Origin of the sequence: Nitratireductor sp. StC3, assembly GCF_003015025.1 — a bacterium.
Taxonomy (GTDB): Bacteria; Pseudomonadota; Alphaproteobacteria; order Rhizobiales; family Rhizobiaceae; genus Mangrovimarina; species Mangrovimarina alexandrii.
Genome location: NZ_PYBP01000013.1, coordinates 56,102 through 69,191 on the forward strand (window position 1 = coordinate 56,102; position 13,090 = coordinate 69,191).

Consider the following 13,090-nt stretch of genomic DNA (forward strand, 5'->3'; position numbering starts at 1 on the left):
TGATACATTTTTCCTGACGATCGAGGGACAAGCCCTCGATCCGCGGCCTGCGGCCGCAACCACCACGATCAAGGGTGCGTTTGTCGATGGCCGGCAGCCGTTCAGAAGCGTCGAAACGGAAGGACCGGGTGGCGCATATCCGCTTCTCACAGGCCGAGTTCTACGCCCTTGAGGCGGCGGCGGCCGACGCCGGCATGACCGTATCGGCCTTCGTCCGGTCGCTTTCCATGGAGGGTGCCGGCGTGCGGCCGTTCCTCGCAAAAGAGGACCGTGCCGTGGTCGGTCTTCTCGCCGAGGGCATGCGCGCGATCGGCGGAAACCTCAACCAGATCGCCCGTGCCATCAACACCGGGAGGGTTCCGGCCAAAGAGGAGCTCTCGGGGAGCATCAAGGACGCGCATGTCGTGGCGACCACAGTGGCTTCCGAGTTCGCCGAGATGACCCGGCGGGCGGCGGCGCATCGACGCGGGGAGGGCGCCTGATGGAGTTCTTTCCCGGTGCCTTCGAGCAGGAGTGGGAGCGCCGCCGCGCCACGCTGCTCCATGAAATGCAGATGGGTCAGCTCAGTCAGACCAACTGGGACGAGCCGCGAAGGGGAGGGATGGCGCGCCTTTCCGAGGAGGGGTCTGGCGGCTTTGGCAGGGCGCGGCGGCTGGGCGGGAGCCGACCGCGGGGGTCGCGTGGCGGCGCGGGCGCAGCCGGCCGATCGATGCGAGCGCGCTTCTCGGCGCTGGCGCGGGGGAGCCAGCCGGCGGTGGTGAAGCTCGCCTCCTATGGCGGGGGCGGTCGCGCGGCCACGATGATGAGCTACACATCGCGGGGAGGAGAGCTTGCCGTTGAGAACGAGCGCGGCGAGCGAGTGCTCGGCCGGGAGGTGCTCGCCGAACAGCAGGCGGAGTGGGAACATCTCTTCGACAATCGCGCCGCCAGCCGGGATCTCGGCGTCTTCCATGTCTCGATAGACGCGGCTTCGCTCTCCTCAGGCGTGGACCAGGACGATCAGCTGCGCGAAATCCTGCGATCGGGTTTTGGCGATCGTCGGTTTGTCTATGCTGCGCGCGAGCGATCCGACGGAGACCTCTATGTGAGTGGCGTCGTCGTCCTCCGCGACGGGGCCGGGGAGCGGCTGACCGGCGACCGGAAAGCCGCGGAGATCGTGCAGCAGCGCTACGACGAGACGGAGGCCGGCGGGGATGTCGAGGCGCGGTTCCGCTTTCATGGCTACGGCAACGGCGTGGAATGGGGCACCGCCCGGGTTCGGGAACTGGTCGCGTCAACCGACGGCGAGGTCCGCGAGGATACGGGCCGGCTGATCGGGGACGCGACGCAGGCCGGCGATCTCGTGCAGAAGGAATGGCGCAAGGAGCTGCACAGCCGCAAGGGCAGGGACGTCATGCACCTGATCGTCTCGGCCCGGGCCGGCACGGATGCATCCGCGTTTGAGGGGGCGGTCCGCGAATTCCTTGGCGAGCAGTTCGCGGGGCACCGCTATGTGTTCGCCGTTCACGATCCGGCGCTCGATCCGAAGGAGATGGCGGAGGGCGGCAAGCGCCCGCATATCCACGCCCATGCCATTGTGACCATGCGGTCAGAAACCGGCGAACGGATCGTTACCAGTCCGCGGTTGTTCCGGGAATGGCGCTCCTTGATGGCCGAGAAGGCACGCGAGCAGGGCATCGATATGGAACTGACCGATCGGCGGGAGTTCGCAAGCGCGCCGGCCTACACACGCAACCAGGTGCGGCCCATCAGCTATCGCGGCCGAACCGAGCATGAAGGCACGAGCGACGCGGCACACGCTCGATATCAGGCAAAGCGCTCGAATGAGTTGCGCCCGGCAACTTCCGATCGCAGCAGGCAGTACGCGGCGACGGCAGCGCGGGCCTGGAGCGACCTGGCGATAGAGAAGCCGGGCGCCTCGGAAGGCAATTTTGCGGTGCTTCAGAAAGCCCGTCTCGAAGGCGCTGCCGATATCAACCAAAATAACCTTGTTTTTGAGGGCTCAAAGCAAAGAGCTGTCAAAAATGCAGCTAATATGATAGATTTGAACGCAGTCGTGAACGGTGAGGATGGACAGATGCGGGAGATGACGCGTCCGGAATTCGAAGCCTACGAAAAACGCGTGGAAGCGATTCTTGCTTCTGTTGAGCAGACCCTTGACCCGGCCGAGCGCGAGGAGTTCGACGAGGTCGCTGCCGCCGCACGCGAAGTGGTCGATGTTCGTCGCGAGTATCTGGATCTCACCGAACGGCAGCTCTCGGCCGAGCCTCAGGGCGCCCGGCAGGAACATCACGATGCGGCGCCGGATGATTTGCACGGCCGCAACGCTGGCCCGGACCTGACGCCCATCGGACAGTTGGCCGAAGCGGCGAACGAGGTTCTGGCCGAGATCCGGTCTTCGCGTGCAACGTTGATTGGCGCCGGGACCGGTGAACACTCCGACGCAACGGTCGAGGCCTATCGCGAGAACCTCAATCTCGGCCTGTGGCGGGCGGCGGAACTCGCCGTCGAACATCAAAACACGCATGTGCGCGAGGCCGCAAAGGATGACGAGCAGCTTGGCGATCGGATCAAGCTGCTTGAGAAAATGCGAGAGGAGCGCGACGCCTCATACAATGACGGCTTTGAGGGAAGGCCCATCCCGGACATCGCAAAGGGCGATGCGAAGCTGCTTGCACATTACGAGCAGGGGCTGAGAGCGCTCGAAATAGAGATCGCCGTGATCGACGCGGAGCACGGGATTGGGTCAGAAGGCTGGCGGCCCGCCGACGGCTCCTGGACCAGGGAGGATTCGCAAGCCGCATGGGAGAACTTCAACCGGCGAAGCAGCGAACTTCAGTCGTTCCAGATTAAACAAATGGAGGCGGCGCAGAGGCACGAAGGCACGGCGACTACCGTAGAGTCGGCCGACGATGATCGAGCACACGAGCGCGGCCGTGATGATGGCCGTGTCGCTCCGCCAGCCCAGGACGAGATCGCGCGCGAACGCGACAACAATCTCTCAGGTCCGGAGAGGCAGCATGTGCCGCCCGCGGTCGTTCGAGACAGTCCTGAGCGGCCGGCGGAGGCGGCGCGGTCGGATCCTCCGCAGCAGCACTTTCCACGTCTGCAGGAACTGGAGCGCGAGATCGAGGAGCGGCGCGAACGGGATCGCGATGACCGGGAGCGCTAGAAGCACCAGATGAAACGTCATTGGGATATCAACCCGCTTCCACCGCCCGAAGGCTCGGATGACCAGGGCCCCGACCCCTTCTCGGCCTACCTGCTCCTGGCGTTCGTCGTCGTCGCTCCACTGATCTATTTCGGGCCGCAGCTGCGTACGATCGAGGCCTGGATTGTGAAGGCTTACAGCACCCTCGAAGGCTGGCTCATTCCGATCAGGGACTGGTTCGTCGGGTTTGTGGCGTAGCCCTGTGGTCATTGTCGACCATCCTGTTCGATAGACGAGCGGATCGGCCATGGCCAGTTCAGTGTTGCCGCGTTCCATCATCGACCGCAAGGTGCGCCCGCTTGTCGAGGCGGGCGCTTGGCGACACACGCGTCGTGCTCATCGCCGGCCCGCGGCAGGCGGGCAAGACGACTCTCGCACGAACGTTTGCCGGGCCAGATCGTCCCTATGTCACCCTTGACGACGCCGGTGCGCTGAGCGCGGCCCGGTCCGACCCGGTCGGGTTCGTGCGAGGCATCGGCCGGACCGTGATCGACGAAGTTCAGCGTGTGCCGGAGCTGATGCTGGCGATCAAGGAGAGCGTCGACCGCGACTATACGCCGGGAAGGTTCCTTCTGACCGGCTCCGCCAATCTGGCGACGGTGCCGATGATCGCCGATTCCCTTGCCGGCCGGATGGCAACGATCTCGCTGCTACCCTTCGCACAATCGGAAATCCGCTCGACACCCGGGCGGCTTCTGGATCGCCTGTTCGCCGGCGAGGAGCCTACAGCGGGAGAAAGTGCAATCCTTGGTGACGAGCTGGTCGCGCTCGTCCTGCGGGGCGGCTACCCGGAGGCTCTGCGCCGGGCGACATCGGCCCGCCGCACGGCGTGGCTCGAGGATTATGTGGCCCAGATTCTCGATCGGGACGTTCGCGACATCGCCAATATCGATCAGTTCGACCGGCTGCCCCGGCTGCTTCAGGTTCTCGCCGAGCATGCCGGACAATTGGTCAACCATTCGAGCTTCGGCGCGGCCCTCGGTCTTTCGAGCGTGACCGCGCAGAAATATGTCGCGATCCTCGAGCGGCTCTTCCTAGTCAGGACTTTGACGCCGTGGTCGAACAATCGGCTGAGCCGGCTGATCAAGACGCCGAAGCTGCACTTTCTCGACAGTGGACTCCTTGCTGCCTTGCGCGAGGACGAGGAAGAAGCGCTGCGGCAGGATCGATCGCGGTTCGGCGCGCTGCTGGAGAGCTTCGTCGTCTCGGAGCTCTTGAAGCTTGCATCATGGTGCGAGCGGCGGGTGTTGTTCTCGCACTACCGGACCAAGGATCAAGACGAGGTCGACGTCGTGATCGAGGATCGCCGAGGTCGGGTCGTCGGCATTGAGGTGAAGGCCTCCGCGACGGTGCGGCCGAAGGATTTCCGGAGGCTGCAACAGCTGCAGGAGGCGGTCGGAGACCGGTTCATCCGCGGCCTGGTCCTGCACGACCACGACCGCGTGACGCCGTTCGGCGAGAAATTACAGTCTGCGCCCTTGTCTATCCTGTGGACCATGTAAACCTCGGATAACATAGGTTCTTCTGCGAACTGTCCGGTAAGACCGTGGCTGCGTCGATAATGAGGTGGGTTTCTGACAGTCCACTTCTGGAATAGCTTCGCAATTCAACTGCTGAACCCCATTCCCAGAATGATGCCGTCACCTGCCTCGCTTGAAAGCGAGCGGTCGTGCCGACCGGAGTGAATGTTGTTTACGCGCTGTTTGCGCCGATCGCGTCGATGGCACATCGCGTGTTGATGCCCGCGTGGCATAGACAGGGCGCTCCTGAAATTACGGAGCGTCCCATGCTTGACATCCTCTACATTGCGCTGGCCGCCGGCTTCTTCGTCGCGGCCGCTGCCTCCGTTCGCCTGATCGAACGGCTCTGAGGTCGCGCCATGGCTCTCGACCTCCTCGTCGGCGGCGCCGTCGCCGCTCTCCTCCTCGCCTATCTCGGTTATGCGCTGGCCCGGCCGGAACGGTTCTGACCGCGCGCAAGGACACGTCTCATGGCACCCGATTTTCTGCAATTCATTCTCTACGCGGCGCTCGTCACCGCGCTTGCCTGGCCGCTCGGCCTCTATCTTGCCCGCGTCTATGAAGGCGGCACTACGTGGCTGTCGCCGGTACTAGCGCCCGTCGAGGGCGGGTTCTTCGCGCTGGCGGGCATCAAAATGGGCCAGGGCCAGCACTGGACGCGCTATGCTTTGTCGGTGCTTGCCTTCAGCCTTGGCTCGTGGGCGCTGCTCTACGCGATCCTGCGCCTCCAGCACGTGCTCCCGTTCAACCCGCAGGCGCTTGGACCGCTGTCTCCGGACCTCGCCTTCAACACGGCAGTCTCGTTCATCACAAACACCAACTGGCAGGCCTATGGCGGCGAGACGACCATGTCGTATTTCAGCCAGATGGCGGGCCTGACGGTGCAGAACTTCGTTTCCGCCGGCGTCGGCATGGCTGTCTGCGCGGCCGTCATCCGTGGCTTCTTCGCCCGCGAACAGAAGACCCTCGGCAATTTCTGGGTCGATCTGACGCGTTCGGTTCTCTACGTGCTGCTGCCGCTCTCGATCGGGCTGACGCTGTTCCTGGTCTGGCAGGGCGTGCCGCAGAACCTGATGGCTTACGTCTCAGCGACGACCGTCGAAGGCGCCCAACAGACGATCAGCCAGGGCCCAGCCGCTTCGCAGATCGCGATCAAACAGCTCGGCACCAATGGCGGCGGCTTCTGGAACGCGAACTCGTCGGTGCCCTACGAGAACCCGACGCCATTTTCGAACCTCGCCGAGATGGTCTCGATCCTGCTCATCCCGGCCGCCTTCTGCTTCATGTTTGGCAGGATGGTTCGCGACATGCGCCAGGGCGTCGCGATCTTCGCGGCCATGGGCATCCTGTTCCTCGGTGGGCTGGCGCTGACCTACGGCTCCGAGGTCTCCGGCAATCCAGCCTTCGCGCAGCTTCCCGTCGAGCAGTCGGCCGGCAACATGGAGGGCAAGGAAGTCCGCTTCGGCGTTGGCAATTCGGCGCTGTGGGCCACCGCAACGACTGCGGCGTCGAACGGCTCTGTCAATTCGATGCACGACTCGTTCATGCCGCTCGGCGCTCTCGCCCCCATGCTCCTGATGCAGGTCGGCGAAGTGGTGTTCGGCGGTGTCGGCTCCGGCTTCTACGGCATGTTGTCCTTCGTCGTGCTGACGGTCTTCCTCGCAGGGCTGATGGTCGGGCGGACGCCGGAATATCTCGGCAGAAAGATCGAGGCGCGGGAGGTGAAGCTCGCCGTCGTCGCCTTCCTGGTGATGCCGCTGGGCGTGTTGGGGCTTGGGGCGCTCGCGGCAGTCCTCCCCATCTCGCTATCCTCGCTCCAGGATGCGGGGCCTCACGGTCTTTCGGAAATCCTCTACGCCTATTCGTCGGCGACCGGGAACAACGGCTCGGCCTTCGCGGGCTTCGGCGCCAACACGCCCTATCAGAACACGATGCAGGGCATCGCCATGCTGCTTGGCCGCTTCGTCTACATCGTGCCGATGCTGGCGGTCGCCGGTTCGCTGGCCGCCAAGAGATCGGCGCCCGCTTCCAGCGGCACATTCCCGACGCACGGGCCGCTGTTCGTCACCCTCCTGATCGCCGTGATCCTGATCCTCGGCGGGCTGACCTTCTTCCCGGCGCTCGCGCTGGGGCCGATCGCCGAGCGCGTATCGATGCTCGCCGGCGAAACCTTCTGAGGCAAATCCATGCGCAAGAAACCCGACATCTCGCTTCTCGACTGGCGCGTGACCGGTCCGGCGCTGAAGGTGGCTTTCATTAAGCTCGATCCGCGCCTGATGGCCACGAATCCGGTGATGTTCGTCACCGAGGTGGTAGCGGCGCTTTCGACGCTATTGTTCCTGCGCGATCTGCTCACCGGGGGTGAACACGTCGCCATTAGCGGCCAGATCGCCGCGTGGCTGTGGTTCACGGTGTATTTCGCCAACGTTGCCGAAGCGATGGCGGAGGGCCGCGGCAAGGCGCGCGCCGACACGCTGCGCGCTACGCAGACGGAGACGCCAGCGCGCCAGCTCGCCTCCATCGACGCGGCAGAGCCCGAAATCGTCTCCAGCCGTTCGCTCAAGCCGGGAGACCTGGTGCTGGTGAAGGTTGACGACATCGTTCCCGCCGATGGCGAGATCGTCGAGGGGATCGCATCCGTCGACGAGAGCGCGATCACGGGTGAATCCGCCTCGGTGATCCGCGAGGCCGGCGGCGACCGGTCGGCGGTGACGGGCGGCACGCGTGTCGTGTCGGACTGGATCAAGGTCAGGATCACCTCGAAGCCCGGCGAAAGTTTCCTCGACCGCATGATCGCCATGGTCGAGGGCGCGGAACGCCAGAAGACCCCGAACGAGATCACGCTCAACATCCTGCTCGCGGGCATGACCATCATCTTCCTGATCGTCGTCGTCACGCTTCAGCCCTTCGTCATATATTCCGGAGCATTCGTACCGGTGGTCTTCCTGATCGCCCTGCTTGTGACGCTCATCCCGACGACGATCGGCGGGCTCCTGTCGGCGATCGGCATTGCCGGAATGGACAGGCTGGTGAAAGCGAATGTCATCGCCAAATCGGGTCGTGCGGTGGAGGCGGCCGGCGACGTCGACGTGCTTCTTCTCGACAAGACAGGCACGATCACCTTCGGCGCACGGCAGGCGGATGCTTTCGAGCCCTTGCAAGGCGTGTCGCAAAAGGAGATGGCGGAAGCGGCCCTGATAGCCTCGCTCGCGGACGAGACGCCCGAAGGCCGCTCGATCGTGGATTTCGCAAGAAAACACCTCGGCCGGACCCTGGACGGAACGGACCAAGTGGCCGAGGTCATCCCTTTCGCCGCCAACACACGTATCTCCGGCGCCAACCTGAAGGATGGGTCGAAGCTGCGCAAGGGCGCCTCCGACGCGATACTCGCATGGTGCGGCGTCGGCATGACCCCGCAGGTCCGCGCGGTCGTCGAAAGCATCGCCAAGTCCGGCAGCACGCCGCTGCTCGTGGCCCGCGACAAACGCGTGCTCGGCGTGATTCAGCTCAAGGATATCGTCAAGCCGGGCATCCGCGAGCGGTTCGCCGAACTGCGCCGCATGGGCGTGCGCACGGTGATGGTCACGGGCGACAATCCGCTGACGGCCGCCGCCATTGCCGCCGAGGCAGGCGTCGACGATTTCCTCGCCGAGGCGACGCCGGAACGAAAGCTCGAATTGATCCGCAAGGAGCAGGCCGAGGGCAAGCTCGTCGCCATGTGCGGCGACGGCTCGAACGACGCCCCCGCGCTTGCCCAGGCCGATGTCGGCGTGGCGATGAACACCGGCACTCCTGCCGCGAAGGAGGCGGGCAACCTGATCGATCTCGACAGCGACCCGACCAAGCTCATCGAGATCGTACTCGTGGGCAAGCAGCTGCTGATCAGCAGAGGCTCACTGACGACCTTCTCCGTCGCCAACGACGTTGCGAAATATTTCGCCATCCTGCCGGCCCTGTTCGTGACCGCCTATCCGGCGCTGGATGCGCTCAACGTCATGGGCCTCGGAAGCCCGGGCAGCGCGATCCTGTCGGCTGTCATCTTCAATGCGCTGATCATCATCGCGCTGATCCCTCTGGCACTGCGTGGCGTGAAATACCAGCCCGCCACCGCCGCCAGCCTGCTGAGACGAAACCTGCTCGTTTACGGGCTCGGCGGCCTGATCGTTCCTTTCGTCGGCATCAAGGCGATCGACCTGATTGTCAACGCCGCCGGCATCGTATGAGGTGAAACCATGCTTTCCGAACTCAGACCCGCTCTGACCTTTCTCGCGCTATTCACGCTGCTCACGGGTGTGGCCTATCCGCTGGCGATGACGGGCGCAGCCCAGGCGCTGTTCCCCGCGCAGGCCAATGGCAGCCTGATCGAGCGCGACGGCCGAATCATCGGCTCGTCGCTGATCGGCCAGTCCTTCGCGGTCGAAGGCTACTTCCACGGCCGCCCTTCCGCAGCCGGCACCGACGGCTACGACGCCGCTTCGACCGGCGGCAGCAATCTCGGTCCGACCTCGAAGACGCTGATCGACCGCGTGACCGCCGATGCGCAGCGGATCAGTGCTGCAAACGGCGGCGCGTCCGTCCCCATCGACCTCGTCACCGCATCCGGCAGCGGTCTCGACCCTCACATCTCGCCCGAGGCCGCGAACCTGCAGGTAGAACGTGTCGCCGCGGCGCGAGGAGCAGACATACCCACGGTCCGCGCGCTGGTCGCCGATCACATCGAAGACCGGACGTTCGGCGTGCTGGGCGAGCCGCGCGTCAATGTGCTCCTGCTCAATCTCGCTCTCGACGAACGCATCCCGGTCTCCGACTGACGATGGAGCAGGAAGGCCGCCCCGAGCCCGACGCCCTCCTCGCGGAAGCCGCGAAGGAGGGACGCGGGCGGCTGAAGATCTTTCTCGGCGCTGCCCCTGGTGTCGGGAAAACTTATGCGATGCTGGAGGCTGCTCAGCGCCGCAGGGCGGACGGTCTTGACGTCGTCGTCGGTGTCGTCGAGACGCATGGCCGAGCCGAGACCGAGCGGCTTGTTGCGGGCCTGGAGGTCCTTCCGCGCGCACAGATACCATATGGCGGGCGCCTGCTCGCCGAAATGGATCTCGACGGCATCATCACCCGGCGACCAAGACTGGTCCTCGTCGACGAACTGGCCCACACCAACGTGCCGGGCAGCCGCCACGCCAAGCGCTGGCAGGACGTGGAGGAACTGCTGGCAGCCGGCATCGACGTATACTCGACGCTGAACATCCAGCATCTCGAAAGCCTCAACGACGTCGTCGCCCGCATTGCTCGGGTGAAGGTGCGCGAGACGATACCGGACAAGGTTCTGGAGCTCGCTGACGACATCGAACTGATCGACCTGCCGCCGGACGAACTCATCGAGCGGCTGCGGGAAGGCAAGGTCTACATCCAGGACCAGATCGCACGCGCGATCCAGAACTTCTTCTCGAAGGGTAATCTGACTGCCCTTCGTGAGCTGGCGATGCGCGTTGCCGCCGATCGGGTCGACGCGCAGATGGCGGCCCACATGAAGAGCCATGCGATCCCCGGCCCGTGGCCGGCGCAGGATCGGGTGCTCGTCTGCGTCAACGAGGCGCCCGTCTCCAAGGCGCTGGTCCGGGCTGCCAAGCGGATGGCCGAACGGTCGCGGACTGACTGGATCGCGGCAACCGTGTCGACGCCGCAGTCGGAGCATTTGCCGGATGCCGCCAAGGACTCGATCGCCGAGACCCTGCGGCTGGCCGAGGCCCTCGGCGCGGATATCTCGACCATCAACGCCGAGAGCCATATCGCCGACGAGATCCTTGCCTTCGCCCGCAGCCGCAACGTCTCGCGCATCGTTATCGGGCGACCCCGGCCCCGACGCTTCACGGCATGGCTGTTCCGCGAGACAGTGGCTGAGGAAATCATCCGCAAGGCGGAGGATTTTCAGGTGACTATCATATCGGCAGAGCCCTCCGAGGCACGCAAAGCCATCATAACGGCGCCCCACCCGGCGCCCGAAAAGGATGTGCGCGCCTATATGTGGGGCGCAGTCGCCGTCGCGGCATCGGTAGGGGTCGCCTATCTGGTCGATCACATTGTGCCGGTCGAGAGCCTTGCGCTCTTCTTCCTCGTGGGTGTGCTCACGATTGCCGCGCGCTTCGGCCTCTGGCCATCGATCTTCACGAGCGTCCTGTCCTTCCTCGCCTACAATTTCTTCCTCACTGAGCCGTACCATACGTTCGAAGTCGCGCATGAAGGCGTGGTGCTGACGCTTTTCTTGTTCTTGCTCGTGGCAATCGTGACCGGAAACCTTGCCGCCAGGCTTCGCGACCAGGCGCAGGCGCAGCGCGCCATCGCCAAGCGCACGGCCAACCTGTTTGACTTCTCGCGCAAGGTGGCGAGCGTTGCCTCGCTCGACGACGTCGTCTGGGCGGCGGTCACCCATGTCGCGTCAACGATGCAGTGTTCCTCGATGATACTCATGCCGGACGCCGCGGGCCGGCTAGCGATCGTCGGCGGCATGCCGCCCGAAGACCAGCTGGAACCGCGCGACCGCGGCGCGGCGGAGTGGGCCTGGGACAAGCGTGAACCCGCTGGCTGGTCGTCGCAGACTTTGCCGTCGGCAACCTGGCTCTTCCTGCCGATGAAGAGTGCGGACCGAATCCACGGCCTGCTTGGTGTCCAGTTCGGCACGCGTCATTACATCACCACGGAAGAGCGCCGGCTGTTGGATTCCCTCGTCGACCAGGTCGGTCTTGCCATCGAACGCACGAAGCTCGCCTCCGACATGGAACAAACGCGCCTGCTGGCCGAGACGGAGAGCCTTCGCGCTGCCCTCTTATCGTCCGTCAGCCACGATCTCAGGACGCCACTGGTCTCGATCATCGGCGCCGCGACCTCGCTGGTCGACGCGGACGAGGCGCTGGGGGCATCGGGCCGCCGGAGCATGGCCGAGACCATCCGCGACGAGGGCAACCGGCTCAACCGCTACGTCCAGAACCTTCTCGACATGACCCGGCTCGGCTACGGTGCCCTCAAGGTCGTCCGTGAGCCGGTCGATCTGCGCGAGGTGGTAGGTCGGGCCTTACGGCGGCTGGACCGCGATCTCGCCGCGCATCGCATCGTTCGGGACTTGCCGGCCTCGCTGCCGGAGGTGTCCGGCGACGCCGTCCTCTTGGAGCAGGTGGTGACGAACATCCTCGACAATGCGGCGAAATACGCGCCCCCCGGTTCGCGGGTCACCCTGTCGGCCGAAGCGAACGGCGACCGAGTCGCGCTGGCCATAACGGACGAAGGCCCGGGCATTGGCGAGAACGATCGGGCTCATGTCTTCGACATGTTCTTCCGCGTCCGTGCGGGGGATGGCCAGCCCGGCGGCACCGGTCTCGGCCTCGCCATCGCCAAGGGGATCGTCGACGCGCATGGCGGATCGATCCGCGCCGAGGCAGCGCAGAAGGATGGTAGCGGGACCCGCATCGTCATGACCCTTCCCGCCGTCGCACCATCCGGGGCGCCCGCATGAACACCGGCCGTATCCTCCTGATCGAGGATGACCCGGGCATCCGGAGGTTCCTGCGCGTGGCACTGGAGGCGCAGGGCTTCACGATGGAGGAGGAGGCGTCGGGCAAGGGCGGGATTGCGAGGGCGGCGACAGCGCAGCCCGATCTGGTCGTGCTCGACCTCGGCCTGCCCGACATGGACGGCAAGACGGTGATCGCCCGTATCCGAGAATGGTCCCAGGTGCCCATCCTGATCCTCTCGGTGCGCCAGGCCGAGGAGGAGAAAGTCGCAGCCCTCGATGCTGGGGCCAACGACTATGTCGTCAAGCCCTTTGGTATCGCCGAGATGCTGGCACGCGTTAGGGCACTTCTTCGATCGGTCTCAGGAGGCACTGCACCCGAAACGGAAATCCTGCGTCGCGATCTGCGCATCGATCTCGCCCGCCACGAGGTCGCGCTCGCCGGCGAGCCGCTCAGGCTCACGCGCAAGGAGTTCGACCTTCTCGCGCTGCTCGCCCGCAATGCCGGCCGCATCGTCACCCACCGCCAACTGCTCGCCGACATCTGGGGTCCCGCCCACGAGCACGACCTGCAGTATCTGCGCGTCTTCGTTGGCCGCCTTCGCGCCAAGCTCGGCGACGACCCCGCCGCGCCCCGGTTCATCCTCAACGAGCCTGGGGTCGGTTACCGGTTCCTGGATTAGATTGTTGATCGGTAGGTCATTCAGTCGAGCAGTAGCTTTTGCTGCGAGCATCCCGCTCAGCCGCCAGATTGCCGTCATTTGGTCCCTCCGTTCGACGGATGCTTTTGCACTCAGCAGATTGGAACGCACTTCTGCACCGAAGGAAGCGTGCGTGGTCGTGGAGGCGACTCACGGCTGG

At 65.0% G+C, this 13,090-nt stretch carries 11 protein-coding genes; all 11 read left to right on the top strand.

All coding sequences use genetic code 11. The features are described 5' to 3' along the window. Window positions 1-86 precede the first annotated feature (86 nt). The 11 genes from mobC (at window position 87) to C7T96_RS20990 (ending at window position 12,912) form a co-directional block, all read left to right on the top strand. Window positions 87-482 carry a plasmid mobilization relaxosome protein MobC gene (mobC, locus tag C7T96_RS20945; protein WP_106573203.1) on the top strand — a complete coding sequence of 132 codons (396 nt, stop codon included), beginning with the start codon at window positions 87-89 and terminating at the stop codon, window positions 480-482. Continuing rightward, complete coding sequence (locus tag C7T96_RS20950; RefSeq protein ID WP_106573204.1) at window positions 482-3,172, top strand: hypothetical protein; 2,691 nt, start codon at window positions 482-484, stop codon at window positions 3,170-3,172. The genes mobC and C7T96_RS20950 overlap by 1 nt, the downstream gene beginning before the upstream one ends. Before the next feature lie 9 nt (window positions 3,173-3,181). Next, window positions 3,182-3,409, top strand: coding sequence for a hypothetical protein (locus C7T96_RS20955; protein WP_106573205.1), 228 nt, complete (start codon window positions 3,182-3,184; stop codon window positions 3,407-3,409). Between the two features lie 134 nt (window positions 3,410-3,543). Beyond that, window positions 3,544-4,713, top strand: a complete 1,170-nt coding sequence (locus C7T96_RS20960; protein ID WP_245414200.1) for an ATP-binding protein — start codon at window positions 3,544-3,546, stop codon at window positions 4,711-4,713. A 167-nt stretch (window positions 4,714-4,880) separates the two neighbouring features. Beyond that, window positions 4,881-5,081: a hypothetical protein gene (locus C7T96_RS23960; protein ID WP_146149221.1), complete on the top strand. Its 201-nt coding sequence runs from the start codon at window positions 4,881-4,883 to the stop codon at window positions 5,079-5,081. 9 nt (window positions 5,082-5,090) lie between these two features. After that, on the top strand, window positions 5,091-5,180 hold the full coding sequence (gene kdpF, locus C7T96_RS20965; protein ID WP_106573207.1) for a K(+)-transporting ATPase subunit F: 90 nt from the start codon (window positions 5,091-5,093) through the stop codon (window positions 5,178-5,180). Window positions 5,181-5,201: 21 nt separating this feature from the next. Beyond that, a complete protein-coding gene (gene kdpA / locus C7T96_RS20970) occupies window positions 5,202-6,908 on the top strand; it encodes a potassium-transporting ATPase subunit KdpA (RefSeq protein WP_106573208.1) in 1,707 nt (568 codons plus the stop codon). Between the two features lie 9 nt (window positions 6,909-6,917). After that, window positions 6,918-8,954 carry a potassium-transporting ATPase subunit KdpB gene (kdpB, locus tag C7T96_RS20975; protein ID WP_106573209.1) on the top strand — a complete coding sequence of 679 codons (2,037 nt, stop codon included), beginning with the start codon at window positions 6,918-6,920 and terminating at the stop codon, window positions 8,952-8,954. 9 nt (window positions 8,955-8,963) lie between these two features. Next, the gene (gene kdpC / locus C7T96_RS20980) at window positions 8,964-9,542 is read left to right on the top strand and encodes a potassium-transporting ATPase subunit KdpC (RefSeq protein ID WP_106573210.1); all 579 of its coding nucleotides are present in this window, start codon (window positions 8,964-8,966) and stop codon (window positions 9,540-9,542) included. Between the two features lie 2 nt (window positions 9,543-9,544). Further along, on the top strand, window positions 9,545-12,232 hold the full coding sequence (locus C7T96_RS20985) for a sensor histidine kinase KdpD (RefSeq protein ID WP_106573211.1): 2,688 nt from the start codon (window positions 9,545-9,547) through the stop codon (window positions 12,230-12,232). Further along, entirely contained in the window at window positions 12,229-12,912 is a 684-nt protein-coding gene (locus C7T96_RS20990) for a response regulator transcription factor (RefSeq protein ID WP_106573212.1), read from the top strand. The genes C7T96_RS20985 and C7T96_RS20990 overlap by 4 nt, the downstream gene beginning before the upstream one ends. Window positions 12,913-13,090 lie beyond the last annotated feature (178 nt).

Bases quoted from the DNA above. Each gene is read 5' to 3' on its own strand.
- kdpC (WP_106573210.1), top strand. From the start codon at position 8,964: ATGCTTTCCGAACTCAGACCCGCTCTGACCTTTCTCGCGCTATTCACG.
- C7T96_RS20950 (WP_106573204.1), top strand. From the start codon at position 482: ATGGAGTTCTTTCCCGGTGCCTTCGAGCAGGAGTGGGAGCGCCGCCGC.
- C7T96_RS20985 (WP_106573211.1), top strand. From the start codon at position 9,545: ATGGAGCAGGAAGGCCGCCCCGAGCCCGACGCCCTCCTCGCGGAAGCC.
- kdpA (WP_106573208.1), top strand. From the start codon at position 5,202: ATGGCACCCGATTTTCTGCAATTCATTCTCTACGCGGCGCTCGTCACC.
- C7T96_RS20955 (WP_106573205.1), top strand. From the start codon at position 3,182: ATGAAACGTCATTGGGATATCAACCCGCTTCCACCGCCCGAAGGCTCG.
- kdpB (WP_106573209.1), top strand. From the start codon at position 6,918: ATGCGCAAGAAACCCGACATCTCGCTTCTCGACTGGCGCGTGACCGGT.
- kdpF (WP_106573207.1), top strand. From the start codon at position 5,091: ATGGCTCTCGACCTCCTCGTCGGCGGCGCCGTCGCCGCTCTCCTCCTC.
- C7T96_RS20990 (WP_106573212.1), top strand. From the start codon at position 12,229: ATGAACACCGGCCGTATCCTCCTGATCGAGGATGACCCGGGCATCCGG.
- mobC (WP_106573203.1), top strand. From the start codon at position 87: ATGGCCGGCAGCCGTTCAGAAGCGTCGAAACGGAAGGACCGGGTGGCG.